General features: G+C 65.5%; 9 protein-coding genes. 7 read left to right on the top strand and 2 right to left on the bottom strand.

Translation table 11 applies throughout. The annotated features are described in order from the left end of the window. Nucleotides 1-30: 30 nt before the first annotated feature. Nucleotides 31-1,548 (bottom strand): hybrid histidine protein kinase/response regulator SinK, encoded by a 1,518-nt coding sequence (gene sinK / locus D7Y21_RS18205; protein WP_158619470.1) that lies wholly within the window; start codon nt 1,546-1,548, stop codon nt 31-33. A 170-nt stretch (nt 1,549-1,718) separates the two neighbouring features. On the opposite strand from sinK, the gene D7Y21_RS18200 reads away from it, so the two are divergent. After that, nucleotides 1,719-2,108, top strand: coding sequence for a demethoxyubiquinone hydroxylase family protein (locus D7Y21_RS18200; protein ID WP_120568286.1), 390 nt, complete (start codon nt 1,719-1,721; stop codon nt 2,106-2,108). Nucleotides 2,109-2,123: 15 nt separating this feature from the next. Here D7Y21_RS18200 and D7Y21_RS18195 read toward each other — a convergent pair whose 3' ends face one another. Continuing rightward, nucleotides 2,124-3,512: a diguanylate cyclase gene (locus tag D7Y21_RS18195; protein ID WP_120568287.1), complete on the bottom strand. Its 1,389-nt coding sequence runs from the start codon at nt 3,510-3,512 to the stop codon at nt 2,124-2,126. Between the two features lie 52 nt (nt 3,513-3,564). On the opposite strand from D7Y21_RS18195, the gene D7Y21_RS18190 reads away from it, so the two are divergent. The 6 genes from D7Y21_RS18190 (at nt 3,565) to D7Y21_RS41470 (ending at nt 18,520) form a co-directional block, all read left to right on the top strand. Further along, complete coding sequence (locus D7Y21_RS18190; RefSeq protein ID WP_233592097.1) at nt 3,565-4,377, top strand: chemotaxis protein CheW; 813 nt, start codon at nt 3,565-3,567, stop codon at nt 4,375-4,377. A 117-nt stretch (nt 4,378-4,494) separates the two neighbouring features. Next, nucleotides 4,495-5,760, top strand: a complete 1,266-nt coding sequence (locus D7Y21_RS18185; protein ID WP_121714669.1) for a PleD family two-component system response regulator — start codon at nt 4,495-4,497, stop codon at nt 5,758-5,760. A 53-nt stretch (nt 5,761-5,813) separates the two neighbouring features. Beyond that, a complete protein-coding gene (locus D7Y21_RS18180; protein ID WP_121714667.1) occupies nt 5,814-9,293 on the top strand; it encodes a valine--tRNA ligase in 3,480 nt (1,159 codons plus the stop codon). Nucleotides 9,294-9,302: 9 nt separating this feature from the next. Next, the gene (nadC, locus tag D7Y21_RS18175; protein ID WP_199724693.1) at nt 9,303-10,178 is read left to right on the top strand and encodes a carboxylating nicotinate-nucleotide diphosphorylase; all 876 of its coding nucleotides are present in this window, start codon (nt 9,303-9,305) and stop codon (nt 10,176-10,178) included. Nucleotides 10,179-11,705: 1,527 nt separating this feature from the next. Then, nucleotides 11,706-18,257, top strand: a complete 6,552-nt coding sequence (locus tag D7Y21_RS41475; RefSeq protein WP_158627309.1) for a polymorphic toxin type 17 domain-containing protein — start codon at nt 11,706-11,708, stop codon at nt 18,255-18,257. An 11-nt stretch (nt 18,258-18,268) separates the two neighbouring features. Beyond that, the gene (locus D7Y21_RS41470; RefSeq protein WP_147443431.1) at nt 18,269-18,520 is read left to right on the top strand and encodes a hypothetical protein; all 252 of its coding nucleotides are present in this window, start codon (nt 18,269-18,271) and stop codon (nt 18,518-18,520) included. Nucleotides 18,521-18,798: the final 278 nt, after the last annotated feature.

Here is an 18,798-nt window from a genome sequence, read left to right as displayed (position 1 = left end):
GAAAGCGGGGCGCCCGGGGCCGGAGTCTTTTCAGGAAGCGGTCTTCTTGAAGGCCAGGCCCAGCTCGCGGCTGAGCGCCGCGGTGTCGGAGAGCAGCTTGGGCAGGCACGCGGCGGCCCCGGCGCGCAGCGACGCCAGCGCCGTGTCCATGGTGAGGTGTTCCGCCAGGACGACGAAGGGCGCGCCCTGGCTCAGGGCCCGGGCCAGCTCCAGCGCCTTCTTGCCGTAGGCCGGCGCGAAGTCCCACGACACCACCACGCCCACGGGCGGCTCCATCGTGACCACCTCCGCGCCCGCGACGACGCGCGCCTCCAGCCCCAGGAGGGTCAGCGCCTCCGAAATCAGCCGCGCGGTGGCCGGGTTGTCCTCCAGCACGTCCACCCGGCGCACGGCGGCGCTGGGGGCCGGGACGGGCGGCGCGGCCGGCGTGTACAGCGCCTGCCGCAACAGCGCGCGCACCTGGCGGATGTCGTCGAAGGGCTTGAGCAGGTAGTCCACCACGCCCAGTTGGAGCGCCTGCTGCGTCGTCACCAGCGAGGGGTATCCCGTCATCAGGATGACGCGCGACGCGGGGTCCAGCTTCCGCGCGTGCTGGGCCAGCTCCAGGCCGGAGATCCCGGGCAGGTTCTTGTCCGTGACGATGAGGTCCACGCGCGACGAGCGGAGGATTTCGAGCGCGGCCTCGCCCGTGGCCGCTTCAATGACTTCGCACTCCTTGTCCATCAGGTCCTTGAAGACCATCCGGATGATGCCCTCGTCGTCCACCACCAGCAGGCGCTTGCGCGGCGGGCGCGGCGCGTCCGTGGGCGGGAAGAGCACGCGGAACACCGTGGCCGGGGGCGGCACCTCGCGCAGCGTCGTGGGCGGCACCAGGGCAATCTGCGCGTGGTGCTCCTGCGCGATGCGGCGACAGACGGCGAGCCCCAGGCCCGTGCCGCGTTTGCTGGCGGAGACGTAGGGCTCGAAGATGCGCGTCTTGAGCTCGTCCGGGATGCCCGGTCCCCAGTCGGACACGTAGAGGGCCGCGGAGGCGCCGTCGCGCGCGAGCGTCACCTTCACGCGGCCCCGGCCGGACATGGCGTCGCGGGCGTTGTTGAGCAGGTTGAGCGTGAGCTGCTCAATCAGCCGCGCGTTGCCCTGGATGGTGAGGTCCTCGGGGGCCTCCACCTCCAGGGAGATGCGCGCCGAGTCCGGGTTGACGCTGAACACCTTCGCCGCCGCCCAGATGGGCGCCGCCAGGGACAGCCGCTGCTGCGGGGCCGGCCGCTCGCTGGCCAGGCGGATGAAGTCGGAGACGATCTGCTCCATCCGCTCCACCTGCGCGAGCAGCAGCTTCAGCGGGCCGCTGGAGCCAGCTTCCTCGGCGAGCAGCTGGGCGTAGGCCTTCGCGCCCAGGAGGGGCTGACGCAGCTCGTGGAGGACCTCCGCGGCGACCTGATGGGTGTGGGCGTTGGCGCGTTGCAGCGCCACGGCCGCGAGCCGTGCCTTCTCCAGGTCCCCCGCGTCCAGGGCCTGGAGCAGCTGCGCGAGCGGCGAGGGGGTCTCCATGCGCGGGAGCATGGCGGAGGCGGGTGTTCACGCGCAACGCACCCCCCGCGGGATTCGGTTGACCGCGCTCGCGGCCGAACGGATGCTCGCGCACGCCCTCCAGCCCGGCCTGACGGAAAATGCTGCTGCCCGCTCGCCCGCTGGGGACTCTCCCTGTCGCTGAGGTCCTCATGCCGCAGACGAACCCGTTCCACTCGCTGGTGCCCCGGAAGCTGACGGACTCCGAACTGGCCCGCTCCATCCGGCTCAACATCGAGGCGGAGCTGGACGCCATCAACCTCTACGCCGCGCACCTGGACGCGACGGACAACGAGGAGGCGAAGGCCATCCTGCGGCACGTCATGGACGAGGAGCGCGAGCACGCGGCCCTCTTCTGGCAGCTCATCGCGCGGTTGGATCCGGAGCAGGCCCAGCACGACCGCGAGGCGTCGCAGAAGTACCGCCTCATCACCACCGGCGCGTCCCACGAAGAGGTGGAGGCGGTGAGCGAGGGCGGCGGCAGCGTACCCGCGGAGGTGGAGCTGCCCAAGCACCTCACCGTGGGCAGCCTGCGCAAGTAGCGCGCGCTCCGGTTTTCAGCCCTGGCCCTGCGGGGGCGGGGGATTCTGACGGCGCTCGGCCGGGGTGGCTTCCAGGTCCTGCGCCGCCATGTAGACGACGTTCCGGGTGCCACGCTTGCCCCGGTACATGGCCCGGTCGGACAGGTCCAGCAGGTGGTCCTTGTCCTGGGCGTGCTCGGGGAAGCTGGCCACGCCGATGCAGGTGGTGAGCTTGAGCGCCAGCCCCTCGCGGCCCAGGAACTGATGGGTCTCCATGGTGCGGCGGATGCGCTCGGCGACCTTGAGGGCCCCGCCGGAGTCCGTGCCGCGCAGGAGCACCACGTACTCGTCACCGCCGAAGCGCGCCACCACGTCCGGGTCGCGCACGCAGCCCTTGAGCACGCGCGCGGCCTCCACCAGCACGCGCGAGCCCACCAGGTGCCCGTGCGTGTCGTTGATGGCCTTGAAGCGGTCCAGGTCCAGGAACAGCAGGGAGAAGGGGCGCTCCGTCTGGAGGGCCTCGTTCACCTCGCGGTCCAGCACCAGGTGCAGGTAGCGCGTGTTGAACAGGCGGGTGAGGTCGTCGACGTAGGCCAGGTCCTCCACGGCGGCGAAGCGGCCCAGGTTGCGCAGGGCCAGCGCCCAGTTGCGCACGAGGAAGCCCACCGTCTCCGCGTGGTGCTCCGCGGGCGCGTTGTCGTGGAAGAGCACCGCGTGGCCCAGCACCAGCTCGCCGTCCACGGCGGGGAAGGAGAGGGTGCGCGGCCAGGGAACTTGAAGTCCGTCGAGCTCCACGGGCGTGCGTGTGCCCGAAAGCCGCTCGATGAGCTGCGGGACCAACGCCTCGTGCAGGTCCACCGGCAGCCCGCGCATGCCGTGTGAGCGGAAGCCCGTGCCGCTGGGTTCCCGCTCCAGGAGCATCACCGCGGAGGCGTTGGCCATGGACTCCAGCGCGTCCGACGCGGCCATGGACAGCCGCTCACGGTCGAGCGTGGTGGCGATGCGCTGGCCCGCCTCCAGCAGCGCGACGTGCTGGCGCAGGGACGCGTTCTCACGCATCAGGTCGCGCGTGGTGAGCGCGCGGCGCAGCGCGTGCTCCAGGGCCTCCGGCGCCACGGGCTTGACCAGGTACTCCGCCGCGCCGCTCTTGATGGCGCGCACCGCGGGGGCCACCTTGTCCAGGCCGGTGATGACCAGCACCTCCACGCCGGGGTAGCGCTCGCGCACGTGGCGCAGCACCTCCATGCCGTCGCCGCCGGGGAGGATGAGGTCGGTCACCACCGCGTCGAACCGCTCCGCGGAGAGGGCGGCCTTCGCGTCCGCCACGGTGGGCACCGCCGTGACGAGGTGTCCCGCGGCCGTGAGGTAGTCGCCGTAGAGATTGCGGGCGATCTTTTCGTCGTCGACGAGGAGCAGTCGCGCCATGACTGTTCAGGGCTTAGCACCCAACGCTGGAAGGCTGCTAGGGTCCCAGGCCGTGCCCTTTGAAAGCGGACGGCGGCTCTGCCTGCTGGTGGAGGCCGGTGAGACGCGTTACGCGGTGGAGGCCACGTCCGTCATCGAGGTCGCGATGCCGGGCGCCCGCGGCGCGAGTCTGCGCGGCGTACTGGAAGTGAAGGACCTCTCCGCGCTGCTCGGCGGCCTGCCGGAGGACGTGCCGGGCATGGTCGTGGTCCTGGACGTCAGCCCCACGCTCGCGGTGCGGGTGCGCTCAGTGGTGGAGGTCGCGGATGTCGCGAGGGATCCGTTCTTCCTGCTGCCTCCGGGCCTGGCGGACTCGCTGGCGCCGCTGAGCCGGGGCGCGGTGCTGCACAAGGACCGGCTGTACCTGGAGCTCATCGTGGAGGCGCTGCCGCACCGGGCGGGCCCCCGGGCGACCCCGCCGGAGCCCCGGCCCGTTCACTGGGCGGACGAGCCCCCGGAGCGGGCGCTGGTGCTGGAGTCCCAGGGGGTGCTGTTCGGCGTCCCGCTCGCTTGCGTCTCCCAGGTGGTGCCCCGGGGCGAGGCGTTCAGCGTGCTCCCGGTGCAGAGCGGGCCGGTGGCGGGCGTCTATCCGCACGCGCAGGCGCTGTGGCCCATCTGTTCGATTCCAGCGCTGCTGGGAGCGCCAGCTCGGGTGGAGGAGCTGTTCGTCCTCACGGAATTGGCGGGGCGGAACGTGGGGCTGGCGGCCACCCGGGTGCTTGGTGTGCTGCAGAAGTTCAAGCCGGCCGAGCTTCTCGGAACGTTCCGGGCGCCGGGGCTGCCGGATCCGGTGATGTTACTGGACCTGCAGCGCATGTTTTCTTGATCGGCCCAACGCGCGAATCCTAAGCTTCTCCGATTGACACAGGGCGTGCAGGCAGGCTTGCTCGCCCGAAATCTCAAACGAATTCAGGGGGGTATGCGCCCCCCGAGGCCGGAGCCGATGCCCAAGAATCTACTGATCGCCGACGACTCGCTCACCATCCGCAAGGTGATCGGGATGATCTTCGCGACGGAAGACTTCCAGGTGACCGCGGTGGACAACGGGCTGGACGCCATCTCCCGCACGCGCGAGCTGCGTCCGGACGTGGTGCTCGCCGACGTGATGATGCCGGGCAAGAGCGGCTACGAGGTCTGCGAGGCGCTCAAGAGCGACCCCGCCACGCAGGCCATCCCGGTGCTGCTGCTGGCTGGCACCTTCGAGGCGTTCGACGAGAACCGCGCGAAGGCCGCGCGGGCGGACGACCACATCACCAAGCCCTTCGAGAGCCAGATCCTCCTCGACAAGGTGAAGGCGCTGGTGGGCCAGAAGTCCAACACGATGCCCGCGTCCGCCGCGACGCGCGTGCTGCCCCAGACCGCCGCTCCGGTTGCCCCGGCCAGTGCGCCGCCCGCCGCCGCCGCGCCTCCGGGTGCGCGTCCCGCGGGTGCGCCGCCTCCGGGCGCTGTTCCTCCGGGTGCGCGTCCTCCGGGCGCGGGTATGCCGCCGCCGGGTGCGCGTCCTCCGGGCGCGGGTGTGCCGCCGCCTCCGGGCGCGGCGCGTCCGCTGCCGGGTGCCATGCCGCCGGGCGCGCGTCCTCCGGGGGCGCCGCCTCCGGGCGCCATGCCGCCGGGTGCACGTCCTCCGCCGGGTGCGCCGCCTCCGGGCATGGGTGCGCGTCCTCCGGGGGCGCCGCCTCCGGGCGCCATGCCGCCGGGTGCGCGTCCTCCGCCGGGTGCCATGCCGCCGGGCGCGCGTCCTCCGGGTGCGCCGCCTCCGGGCATGGCCGCGCGTCCTCCGGGCCCTGGCGCCCCGAACATTCCGGGCGGTTTCCCGCGTCCTCCGGGCGCCGCGCCGCTGCCGGCCGCGCCCCCGCCCGCCGCGGTGCCTCCGGCCGCCCGTGCCCGGGATCCGTTCGGCCTGGGCGCTCCGGCCGCGCCGCCCGCAGCGCAGGCCCGGACGGAGAGCATCCGCATCGAGGACTCGCTGCCTGAGCCCAGCGGCGCGGAGGAGATCTCCCTGGACATCGGCGGCCCCTCGCCGGCGACTCCGCCCGCGCGCGCCCGTCCGGCCGCGGATGGCGGCGAGGCACTGCTGCGCGAGGCGCTGTCGAAGGCGTCCCGCGAGGTCATCGAGAAGATTGCCTGGGAGGTCGTACCGCAGCTGGCGGAGACCATCATCCGGGAAGAGCTGGAGCGGCTCATCAAGGACCGCGAGACCCAGCATTGATTCGCAGTCCCCTCTGATTCCCCGCCGGCCCCGTCGGGGGCCGGCCGCTTGCAATGACTGACACGACTGAACTGTCCAAGGCCTACGAGCCCTCCGAGGTGGAGGCGCGGTGGTACAACCACTGGCTGGAGCGCGACTACTTCCGCGCCGAAGCCCCTTCCTCCAAGCCGCCGTTCAGCATCGTGCTGCCGCCGCCCAACGTGACGGGCAGCCTGCACATCGGCCACGCGCTCACCGCGACCATCCAGGACATCCTCACGCGCTGGAAGCGGATGAGCGGCTTCAACGCGCTCTGGCTGCCGGGCACGGACCACGCGGGCATCGCCACGCAGATGGTGGTGGAGAAGGAGCTCAAGAAGACGGAGGGCAAGAGCCGCCACGACCTGGGCCGCGAGGCGTTCCTCGAGCGCGTCTGGACGTGGAAGGGCAAGTTCGGCGCGCGCATCGGCGAGCAGCACCGCTACCTGGGCGCGTCGCTGGACTGGAGCCGCGAGCGCTTCACCATGGATGAGCAGTCCTCGGCCGCGGTGCGCGAGGTGTTCGTCCGGCTGTACGAAGAGGGCCTGATGTACCGGGCCCAAAAGCTGATCAACTGGTGCCCGTCCTGCCGCACGGCCCTCTCCGACCTGGAAGTGGAGCACGAGGAGAAGAACGGCTCGCTCTGGCACATCCGCTACCCGGTGAAGGGCACGGAGCGCTTCCTCACCGTGGCGACGACGCGCCCGGAGACGCTGCTGGGCGACACGGCCGTCGCCGTGCACCCGGATGATCCGCGCTACCAGGACCTCATCGGCAAGAGCGTGGCGTTGCCGCTCACCGACCGGGAGATCCCCGTCATCGCGGACGGCGAGCTGGTGAACATGGAGTTCGGCACCGGCGTGGTGAAGGTCACGCCCGCGCACGACTTCAACGACTACCAGACGGGCCTGCGCCACAAGCTGCCGATGCTGTCCATCCTGGACGAAGCGGCGCGGATGACGAAGGACACCGGCAAGTACGCGGGTGTGGATCGCGCCGAAGCGCGCAAGCAGGTGCTGGCGGACCTGACGGAGCAGGGCCTGCTGGAGAAGGAGGAGCCGCACAAGCTGAACGTGGGCACCTGCCAGCGCTGCGCCACGGTGGTGGAGCCGCGCCTGTCGCCGCAGTGGTTCATCAAGATCGAACCGCTGGCGAAGCCGGCCATCCAGGCCGTGGAGGAGGGCCGCACGAAGTTCGTCCCCGAGTCCTGGACGAACACGTACTTCCACTGGATGAACAACATCCACGACTGGTGCGTGAGCCGCCAGCTGTGGTGGGGCCACCAGATTCCGGCGTGGTACTGCGCGGCGTGCACGCCAGCGGAGGAGCGCTCGAAGGACACGGCGGACGTCATCGTGTCGCGCACGCCGCCGGAGTCCTGCCCGAAGTGCGGTGGCAAGGACCTGACGCAGGATCCGGACGTGCTGGACACCTGGTTCTCGTCCGCGCTGTGGCCGTTCTCCACGCTCGGCTGGCCGAAGCAGACGGCGGACCTCCAGACCTTCTACCCGACGTCCGTGATGGAGACGGGCCACGACATCATCTTCTTCTGGGTCGCCCGGATGATGATGATGGGCCTGCACTTCATGAACGACGTGCCCTTCCGCACCGTGTACCTGCACGCGATGGTGCGCGACGAGAAGGGCGAGAAGATGTCCAAGACGAAGGGGAACGTGATCGATCCCCTGGACGTCATCTTGGGCGCGAAGGCGGAAGCGCTGCAGCCGTCGCTGCGCAACCGCTTCCCGCAGGGGATGCCCGCGCACGGCGCGGACGCGCTGCGCTTCACGCTGGCGTCGCTCACGCAGCAGGGCCGAGACATCAAGCTGTCCATGGACCGCCTGGGGGGCTACAAGGCGTTCTGCAACAAGCTGTGGAACGCCAGCCGCTTCGCCCTGATGAACATGGGCGACTTCAACCTGGACAAGACGCCGCTGGAGGGCCGCAAGCTGACGCTGGCGGACCGGTGGATCCTCTCCCGGCTGCAGAAGGCCACCGAGCAGACGCGCGCGTCGCTGGAGGCGTTCGGCTTCGCGGAGGCCGCGTCCACGCTGTACCAGTTCCTGTGGGCGGAGTTCTGCGACTGGTACATCGAGCTGGCGAAGGGCTCGCTGTACGGCGAGGACGCGGAGGCCAAGGACACCACGCGCGCGGTGCTGGTGACGTGCCTGGACCGCATCCTGCGGCTGATGCACCCGTTCATGCCGTTCATCACCGAGGAGATCTGGCAGAAGCTGCCGATGTCCCGGCCCACGGAGAGCATCTGCATCGCGGCGTACCCGGAGCCGGAGTCGGCGTGGGTGGACGCGGCCGCGGAAGGCGAGATGGCGCCGGTCATCGCGGCCATCGAGGGCCTGCGCACGCTGCGCGGCGAGAGCAACCTGCCGCCGTCCGCCAAGGTGAAGGCGGTGGTGCAGAGCCCGGACGCGACGACGCGCGAATTGCTGGAGCGTTGGCGCGCGTACCTGATGCCGCTCGCGGGCCTGTCCGAGGTGGTGGTGGGCCCCCCGGGCGCCAAGCCTCCGCAGGCGGCGGCGTTCGTGAGCGGCAACCTGGAGATCTACGTGCCCCTGGCGGGCCTGGTGGACCTGGACGCGGAGCGCGACCGCCTGAAGAAGGAGATCGCCCGGGCCGAGCAGGAACTCGCCGGTTTGCAGCGCAAGCTGGACAACCCGAACTTCGTGGCCCGTGCTCCGCCGGACGTGGTGGAGAAGGACAAGGCCCGGGTGACGGAGCTCCAGGAGCGCACGGTCAAGCTGCAGGATCACCTCCAGCGCATCGCCCCGGAGCCCCCCATGTCCGAGACGCCGTCACCGTTACCGGGCAGCACCGAGTCCGAAGCCCCTGAAGCGTCCGAGTCCCCCGCGCCCGAGAGCGCCCAGGTGAAGGTGGCCGCCGAGCCGCAGGCACCGAAGGACGAAGCGGTGAACCTGGGCCAGGAGCTGAAGGGCGAGATTGAAGCCGAAGAGGCCTCGCAGGCGCCCCAGGCCGCGGATCCGGTGGTCGAGGAGGCCCTCAACAAGCTGCGCGAGGGCACCAAGGAAGGGCTGTCTCCGGCGGACCACCACGACCTGGGCGTCGCGTACATGAGCATGGGCCTCGTGGACGATGCGATGCGCGAGTTCGACCGGGCCAAGGAGGGCGGCGACTCCCGCGAGGCGCCGGAGGGTTCGGCGAAGCCGGTGAAGAAGGCCCCGGCGAAGAAGGCGGCGGGCAAGAAGACGGCCGCGAAGAAGGCTCCGGCGAAGAAGGCCTCCGCGAAGAAGGCGGCGGTGAAAAAGGCCCCTGCGAAGAAGGCCTCCGCGAAGAAGGCGGCGGGCAAGAAGTCCGCCGCGAAGAAGGCTCCGGCGAAGAAGGCGGCGGGCAAGAAGACGGCCGCGAAGAAGGCGGCGGTGAAGAAGGCCCCGGCGAAGAAGGCCTCCGCGAAGAAGGCGGCGGGGAAGAAGACCGCCGCGAAGAAGGCCGCGGCGAAGAAGACCACTCGGGGCAAGCCGGCTCGCAAGGCGCGCCGGTAGGAGGCGGAAGTGCAGCAGGATTATCTCGATCGGCTCATCGCGCTGTCCCTCGACGAGGACCTGGGTGCTGCGGGGGACGTCACCTCGCTGGCAGTGGTCCCCGCCGACGCGGAGGGCAGCGGTGAGCTGGTCGCGAAGGAGCAGATGATCGTCGCCGGCCTGGACGCCTTCGTCCGCGTCTTCCACATGGTGGACGCGGAGGTGGAGGTGGAGGTCCTCAAGCGCGACGGCGAGGAGATCAAACCGAAGGTGGTCGCCGCGCGCGTCCACGGCAAGCTGCGCTCTCTGCTGGCCGCGGAGCGCACCGCGCTCAACCTGGTGCAGCGCGCCGCCGGCATCGCGACGCTGGCCCAGCAGGCGATGACCTCCGTGCGAGGCTCGAAGCTGCGGGTGCTGGACACGCGCAAGACGCCGCCGGGCATGCGGGGGCTCGCGAAGCACGCGGTGCGCATGGGCGGCGCGTCCAACCACCGCTTCGGCCTCTTCGACGGCATCCTCATCAAGGACAACCACATCGCGGCGGTGGGCGGCGACATCACCGAAGCGGTCCGCCGCGCGAAGCTGAACGGTCCCCGGCTGGTGAAGATTGAAGTGGAGGTCACCAACTTCAAGCAGCTGGAGGAGGCCATCGCCGCGGGCGCGGACGTCATCATGTTGGACAACATGGACGACGCGCAGATCCGCGAAGCGGTGAAGCTGACGGCCAGCCGCGTGCCCATCGAAGTCTCGGGCGGCGTCACGTTGGACCGGCTGCCAAGGCTCGCGAAGCTGGGCGTGGACTTCGTGTCGATGGGCGCGCTGACGCACTCGGCGCGGGCCATGGACCTGTCGCTGGAGATCGCGACGACGAAGAAGAAGCCCGCGCGCAAGCCCCGCTCCGCGTAGGGCTGAAGCGAACGACATTCCAGGCTGCGAGAATGGGTAGGCGGGTCAGGGAAGACTGACCCGGCCTGCCCATTTTCTTTTGGAAGGACTACGCCTCCTCTGCGCGTGCCAGCTCGCAGGCCCAGTTACCCTCCGGGGAAGTGAGATCGTTGCCCTCGGCAACGAGATTGTCCTCAAGGAATGGGGGATTGACCGTCTGGGATGCGGCCCTGTACGAATGCAGGTTCCGGCGCTCCCCATCCACCCCTAATGGTTCGAGCGAGCCCGCAAAGGGCTCAGGCCGAAGTGTGCCCATCATGCCCAATGGTTTCTCGAAGTACTGGCTTGTCCTTGCAGTTCTGGTGTTGCTGCTCCCCCAATCTCGTGCATGGGGCGCTGTTTGCAGTGCCGGCGATGAGGCGGGTTGCTCAATGAGCAATGGCTGTCCTGGCACGATGACCTGCTTTGGTGTGGGCTATTGGGGAAAGTGCCAGCCCATGGCAGGGATTGGAGCAGGAACTTGTACAGGCTGTGGCGGTGCCACTGGCAAGGTCGTTTGCGGCGACAGTGGCCAAGTCCTTGCGTGCAAGACATCCGAAACGGAGTTGTGCAACAACTGCGACGACAACGCCGACGGAGTTATCGACAATGCCCCGGGGCAGGGTGCAAGAACCCTGACGCGAAGTTGTAACCGGACAGATACGCCGTGTCCGATCTCGGGCACCCAGAGCTGCACAACCGGATCGTGGAGCGCCTGCGCGGGATGTGGTGGGCGCGTCGCGTGCACCAACTGCAACAAGACTGGGCTTAGAATCTGTGACGCCTCCTGTAACCTGGGAAGCTGCGTCGTGGGCGAAGAGGACTGCAATGCCTGTGATGATGACGGCGATGGTCGCATCGACAACATTCCGGGAACCGACAACCCGTTGATCCGCACGTGTGAGAGCCCCTGCTCGGTCAAGCCCACCCAGACCTGTAGCCGTCCGAATGGTTATTGGGACGGCTTATGCTGGGGGTGTGCAGGCACAGCGCCGTGCACGGGCTGTGGTGGCAAGCAGGGAACAGGACAATGCACCTACTTCTGCCAGGTAAGCCAGGGTAACTGCAATGTCGGTCCAGAAGTATGCAACGCCTGTGACGACAACGCTGATGGGTTTATCGACAACGCGCTTGGAGCCAGCCAAAGTCACACTTTGACTGAGGCTTGCGTCATTTCAAACGGTGAATGCACGGTGGCCGGGACGAACTACTGCGCTCCAGGCCGTTATGGGACCTGTGTCTCAAATGTTCCTGAGGCATGCAACGGCGCTGACGATAACTGTGACGGAAACATCGACGAACTGGTGTGCAGGGCTCAGGCTGGCGGAACCGGCACCTGCGTGAGAACCACCTGTGAGACCCAGGGCGCGGCTTGCGGTTCGATCAGCGATGGCTGTGGTGGCAACCTGTACTGCGGGACCTGCGACGCGGGCCGGGTGTGTCAATCAAACTCTTGCGTCTCCGTGCAGTAGGGTGGGGAACGGTATTCGGGACTGCTGGGGGCGGCAGATGGCAAAGCGTACTGAGCGGACTTGGTCGCGTCGTGAAGAAATCACAGCTCCTTCCGTGAAAACAAAAAAATGGGGAGCTGCCGTCCTTCTGTTGTTTTATTTCAATGGACTGATGGCTGGGTGCATGAATGCGCTCCAGTCTGAAGATGCTCGGCCAGTGCGTCAGAGCATGAACCTGGATGCGGGCTTCACCCCTCCAGCACCAGGCACCATTCTGCCCACGGAGGTGGATGCGACGGGCCTTGCCGCTGGACCGGTCGCGGGCTCGGCGGGCGTCTCGATGAATGGCGCCGCGCTCTACAACATCCCGCTATGGACGCCGCCCTCTCGAGCCGGAATCGGACCGGAGCTGTCCCTGAACTACAGCAGTCAGTCAGGGGTGGGAATGGCGGGCATGGGCTGGGATGTATCAGGCATCTCCCGCATCACCCGTTGTGGCAAGTCCCTTGCCTTGGACGGAGTCGAAGCGGACCCCACCCTGGATGATGGCCCCAACGGAGACCGTTATTGCCTCGACGGGCAACGGTTGATCAATGTTGCAGGGGCCTACGGAACGGAGGGCTCCGAATACCGCGCGGAGTTCAACGGGCACGAGAAGATCGTGGCACTCGGTGTCTCTGACATGGGGCCGAGTACCTTCCGGGTGTATCAGACCGATGGCACCATCCGTACCTACGGCCCGATCGCGCCCGGCTTCAAGACGAAGGTCACGTACACGCCGCAGACGGACACGTATGTTCGCAACGTGGAGAAGTACATCAAATTTGAGTGGGGATTGACTCGGGTCGAAGACACGATGGGAAATTACATGACCATCGACTACTCGATTCTCGGGAGTTCTCAGGCAGGCTTCGAGATTCTTCCGAAGACAATCCGGTATACGGGGTTCGCGGGCGCACCCGCACTTGCGCCGACGCGCAGGATCGAGTTCGTCTACGAAGACGATCCATTCGCCACGGATCGATGGATTTCTGGATACAAGATGCGCCGAGCCAAGAGGCTTGCATCGCTGGAGATGTATGGCCCGGCACCCAGTGTCGAAGGCAAGCTCAAGACTTATCACTTCAAGTATCGGACCGGCTATCACGTTCGGGAGTCCGCCAGCCTCCTGAGAACACTGTCCGAATGCGATGGTCAGGGTGTCTGCAAGGAGGACCTTGTCTTCGAATACGACATTCCTCCGATGCGATTGCGGAACGAGACGGTCAAGTTCACGTTCTCGGGAGTTGCCGGGCGCAACCAGTGCTACTTCGGAGATCTCGACGGAGATGGGCGCGACGATGTTGTCTATGGGGCAAGTGATAATCGGTACTACTATCGATTGAGCCAGGGCGTGGGGTTTGGGGCGCCTGTTCTTGCAAAGGGACTGCCTGAGATTGTAAGGCAGCCGCAGAACGACTCGTCACTGCCACCACTGGATACCATTGAGGCGGAAAGCAATGCGCTTTTTGACCTTGATGGAGACCGGCGCTCGGAGTTCATGCTGACGAAGTACCAATGGTACTGGGTGGTTGTAGGCGGCGGTTTGCCCAATGAGCGGCGCGCGAATGTTGGCAACCTGCTGTATCGCAACTACAAGAATGCCCAGGGCGATGTTGAGTTCATGCTGGCGTACCAGGAACCGCTTGCGTACCCGCGTGAGTTGCAGGACTGGCGGGTCACCGACCTGAACGGGGACGGGCTTCCTGAATACGTTGCCTACAGCCCTGCGCACCAGGGAATTGTCTATCGCACGTTCAATCCGACAGGGTTTGGACCCTTGACGCTACTGGCCCCCTGGCAGCCTGAGTCGCCTCGGCGCAACTTCAAGGTCTTCCAGTTGGGCCGTGAAATCCGCTCTGGGTATGGCGACGGTCGGTTCGCGACCTTCTCGCCTGCGGGTGTTCCCGGAACAGGTGGTTATGACGGCCGGCGCGCGCCCGAAGACTACCTCACGCCCGCGGACGTCAATGGTGATGGCCTGCAAGACTATCTCATCACCCACCCAATCCCGCCGATGAATGGTAATGGGGTCAGGGAGAAGACCTGTTACGCGATCAACACGGGGAATGGATACGAAGAGCCTGTTTGCGCTTCGACCTTGAATGGCTTCGATTCAGAAGGACGCCTTCTGGTGACCGATCTGAATGCAGATGGCCGGGCTGAACTCCGCACTGGGTTCGGTCTCTATGCGCTTTGGCAGACGGGTGATGCTTGGTCTGACTGGTTCGTCAGGAGTGTGCCGCTCCCAACCGATGCGTTGTATCCAATTGGAACCATCCGGCGCATCGAGAATCAGGCGGATGTGAACGGAGATGGCGTTCCGGATTTCTATTCTTGCAGCGGCTCTAGCGTGGAGGTGGATGTTTCCAAGGGGGCACAGCAACCGCTCTTGGTGTCTGTCCGAAATGGCGCTGCCTATAGTTCGTTCGAGTACAGCCACGTGGGAGACCGGATCGTCTACACTCCCACGGAGCCTGCATTGCCCATTCCCGACACAACCCCCATGCATCGCGGCATCTGGGTCGTCAAACGGGCTTTTGGAGGCGTAGGTGCATTGCCAGCTTATGCCCTGAACTATCAGTATGCAGGCAGCCTCGTTGCGAAAGGACGAGGGTGGCTGGGCTTCGGCGAGCGGATTGTCACAGACGAAAATACAGGAAGCCGGACGACGTCCTCCGTTTCCCGCGGTGCGCCGGGACGTGCGGCGCTGCCTGCTTCCGTGCTTGTCGAGACACCATTGGATGGAATCGTTCGGATTGAACGGCAGACGTGGAATTATGCCTTTCGTTCGGGACCTCTAATTAATCTGGAGAAGGTTGTCTCGACTGGAGAGACTTGCGACCGGAATCTGCAGTACGGAAGCCAGATTTGTTTCCAGGTGGTGGTCAATGAGCAAGAATTCGATGCCTACGGGAATCCGACTTCGACTCAGTCTAACAAGCTCTGGGGTGTGACTCTAAACGAGGGTTCATCCAGCGTGGTCCAGCATCTCTATGAGCCGCCAGATACAGGCCGGTGGCTGGTCTCCCGTCCGCAGCGGGTCGACAGCCAGTGGTCCAATTCACTGGGGACCGTCAGTCAAGCGGTTGAGTATCATACTCATCCATTGACTGGACTTGTAGAGCGGATCATCCGCTCTCCAGAGGGCGCAGCGTCGGAACGGCTGACAACGCAATTCTTCTACAATGAGCTGGGGCTGCCTACCGCAATAGAATTGTCCGGCCTGTCGGGTTCCATCAGGAGGCGGACGCTCGGGTATGCACCGCCGGATTCCATCTTCCCGGAATGGGAGCAAGAGGGAGCCATTCGCAGGGAGTCCCTGTACCATTCTGGGTTGGGTAGCCTGTTAAGCGCGCGTGATAACACCGGAGGGGAAACGACCTTCAGTTATGACGGCTTCGGCAGAGGACGACGGGTGGACGTCCCGGGATTGGGCGATCAATCGACCTCGTACCAGCGCAGGGCTGGTGCCGAAGGGGGTTGGATCATCTCTTCCCTGGTGGGAGGCGGGTCGGAGAGCCAGATTGAGATGGATGCCCTGGGGCGCCCTCTCCTTGAACGGTGGGTTCGAGCTGGACCGCAGCCCGAGTATGTCTATGTCCAGACGGAATATAAGGCAGACGGCAAGGTCTGGCGCGTCAGCCAGCCGCACACGGCGAATGAACCCCCCGCGTACACGTATCTAGATACGGATGGGCTTGGGCGGCCGGTCAAGCTGACGCACTTGGATGGGCGCTTCAGGACCTGGAACTATTCGATCCTTCAGGCGGACTCCGTGGACGAGGGTGGAAGGCACACCCGAGTCCACTACAATGGTTTGGGTCAGGTGGCCTCGACCGCGAACGTGCTGCCTGGTGGTGTGCTCCACACCACGACGTTCCAGTACAACGCGCTGGGTGGGCTTGCCCGGGTCTGGGATCCAAAAGGCAATTTGACGACCCTGGAGTACGACTCCCTGGGCAGGCAAACCGCCTTGGTGGACGCGGATCAGGGACGCACCTCGGTGAGATTCAACGCCTTCGACGAAGTTGTTCATCGGACCGACGCGCTGGGCGTAACGGACATTCAGCGAGATGATTTTGGCCGACCGTTGAATGTTGTGTCCCCGGATGGGGCGACGACCTACACCTGGGACACTTCGCCTGGGCCACAAGGCCTGGGGCGCCTGGCCACGGTGACGAGTCCGGATGGCGTGCTGACGGAGTTCGCCTACGACGTGTTGGGACGGCCCTCGGAGACCGCCTGGACCATCTCCGGCCGGCGCTTCGCGACAGATGTTTCATATGACGATTACGGAAGGCCGTTGACCTTCGCGTATCCCGAAGCCGGTCCCGTGGAGAATCCCAGCAGGCTGGTGGTCCAGAAGACCTATGACGGTTCGGGGAGTCTGGCTTCCATCCGGAATCCGCTGACGGGGACGGAGTATTGGAAGGTCCTGGAGAGCAATTCTCTTGGCCAGATCAAGCGTGAAATGTCAGGAAATGGCGTTGTCACGCAACGTATCTTCGACAAGGTCGGCACGCTTCGGTTCATGGAGGCCACCGGAGTGGTTCCTGTCCAGCGAATGTCATTCGGTTTTGCGCCCGATGGCAATTTGAAGGAGCGCCACGACCTGATCGCGGGGACGTCCGAGGATTTCAACTACGACGAACTCGACCGGCTGACGCATTGGCAGGTGACCCAGAATGGTGCCATTTCCAGGCAGGAGTTCCATTATGACTCAATCGGGAATCTGGAGTCCCATCAGATTTCCGCCGGGCCTGGATTCACCAGTTCGTTCACCTACAGTGGGCCGCAGTCGCATGCCCCCAACAGTCGGACGCAAAAGGGGGTGACCCGGTTCCTGCAATACGACGCTGTGGGGAACCAGGTGGATGATGGGCTTGGCCGCACCGTGCAGTATTCGGCGTTTGATCTGCCAAAGCAGATTGCCTTGAACCAGGAGACGACGTCCTTCAAGTACGACGGTGCTCAGCGCCGGGTCTTGAAGACACAGGCCAACGGCGACGAGGTCTTGAGCCTTCGCGGCATCTACGAACGCAAGCGCGTTTCAAACGTGGTGGAGCACACGTTCAACGTGAATGCAGAAGGGGGCCTTGTCGCTCAGATTCACTGGCAAGAGAATGCGGATGGGACACTCGTGAGTGAGCGCGTCTCCTACGTGCATTCAGACCTCCTGGGCACGCCGTCCGTCGTGACCGATGCCGAGGGGTACGTCATTGAACGCCTGAAGTTCGCTCCGTTTGGAACACGGCAGACCCCGGAGGACCTTGCCCAGGTCATGGCCGCTGCGCCTCTGCTGGGGAGGTCCTTCCAGGGGCACCCCGTGGATGAGGAAACCGGTCTGGTTGACATGGGCGGGCGGCTTTACGATCCAGGCTTTGGATCGTTCTTGACGCCTGACCCTGTCGCAACGGGTTCGCTCAATCGGTATCGCTTCGGCCTGAACAACCCTTTCGCCAATACCGACCCAACGGGCTTTAGCGTGTTCGGTACGGGCTTGAGTATCTTCAGGACGATTTTGGGCGGAGGTGGCATGGCGGGAGGAGGGCTCAATCCCAATCCCATCCCAGGCCATTATGACTCCGTGGATTGGAATTACGGGAGTTCCCGTGGCGGCGGAGGAACTGGTTCTGTCAATACAGGGGAGAGCACGAAGCCCTCCACGACTCCCAATGGTTCGCGATACTATTATCAGGCGAATCGGATTTCGCCTATCTCCAATCTCTATGGCGGAAGCGGCGGTGATGCGTCATCGCGCGTCAGCACCCCAACCGGGAGCTGGATTGACGGTGCGGCAAACGCTGCTGGGGCGATGCTGGCGAACTTGCCGGCCGCCTACGTGTCTTCACTCACGGGCCCTTTTAACCCTTATGAGTCCGCGCTTCGGTCTATCGACACGTTGCATCAGTTGAGGGCCAGCACCAAGGAGCACGGCGTTCTAGGGGGATTGGTTGATACGTTCAACCCTGCGGGAAAGGCGATGGAGGAAGGGTGGCTTGCCAGTGCGGCGTATGACTCCGGGGACAGTTATGCGGCTGGCGCACACGGTTTCTATGCGTCTGTTTATGCTGTTCAAACCATTCTCTTGGCTTCAGGTAGTGCAAAGGGGGGGGCTGGGGGAGGGAGAGGTCTTGGAGCTGCCTCGATAGAGGTTGAACTGGCCGGCTCTGCGCGGACATTTGGGGGTTCCTTGTCGGGAATCGCTCTGCCTGGCGCTGGCGCGTTTCGAACCTACTTGACGAAGACAGTACCAAGCATCCGATCTCGCTTGAGGGATGCGGGTTTGCCTGGCGGACGACGGACCACTCCCCGGGACGGACATTTACGTTACCGGCCCCCTGAGGGCTACCGCCCTGGAAACCCGCTGCCAAGGGGACCAGGAGGGGGATACCTTGATCGGCACGGTAATGAGTGGGTCAAAGGCCCATACCATGGAGATCCATCAAGAGGGTTTAAATTTGAATGGGATGTTCAGCTTTCCGCGGCTGGTAGGGCTCATTTCAGGGACTGGCTTGGAAAGGTGAAATATATCAACGTTGCTCCTGATGGGAATCTCTCGCATTGAGGTGTCATTTCATGTTGACTGATGCTGAGTTGGCACGCCAAAGAGGGTATCGGTTCTATGTATCCAGGAAAGAGCAGCGAGGGGGGCGATGGTTGAAGGTTTATGAAGGCGAGATGTTGGAGGAGGCCCTTCGCGTTGGAAGGGAGGCAAAGGCGTTTGAGGTGGCTGTCTTCCTGGAGACGGCGCATGGCGGGTTTGTTTACTGGACGAGCAAGCATCCGGATGTCTTCAACTCATCGGTGCTGACTACCGAAATGAGCTGAATTCGCTGCGTCATGTCGTGTGTGCTGCTTGTCTTGTGCCTCCAGGCATCAATTCGACGCACAGCCCCCTCTGTGGGGGCCGGGACTGCGAAGATGAGCGCAGGGCCATCAGCACCACGACGTTTCCCGGGTGAATCCAGGGGCACGGCTACTGGAGCACGAAGCGCACGAGAGGCGGCCGTTATTGGCCCCTCGGTGCGCCGTGCGCCTGGGCAGACAGTTGACACGGATGGCACCCACCCGCGTCAGGGGCGTCCAGCGGCCTCTTGGGCGAATTC

The organism is Corallococcus sp. AB045 (genome assembly GCF_003668895.1).
Classification (GTDB): Bacteria; Myxococcota; Myxococcia; order Myxococcales; family Myxococcaceae; genus Corallococcus; species Corallococcus coralloides.
The sequence above is the reverse complement of the archived record's forward strand: the minus strand, read 5'-3'. Positions and strand labels throughout refer to the sequence as shown.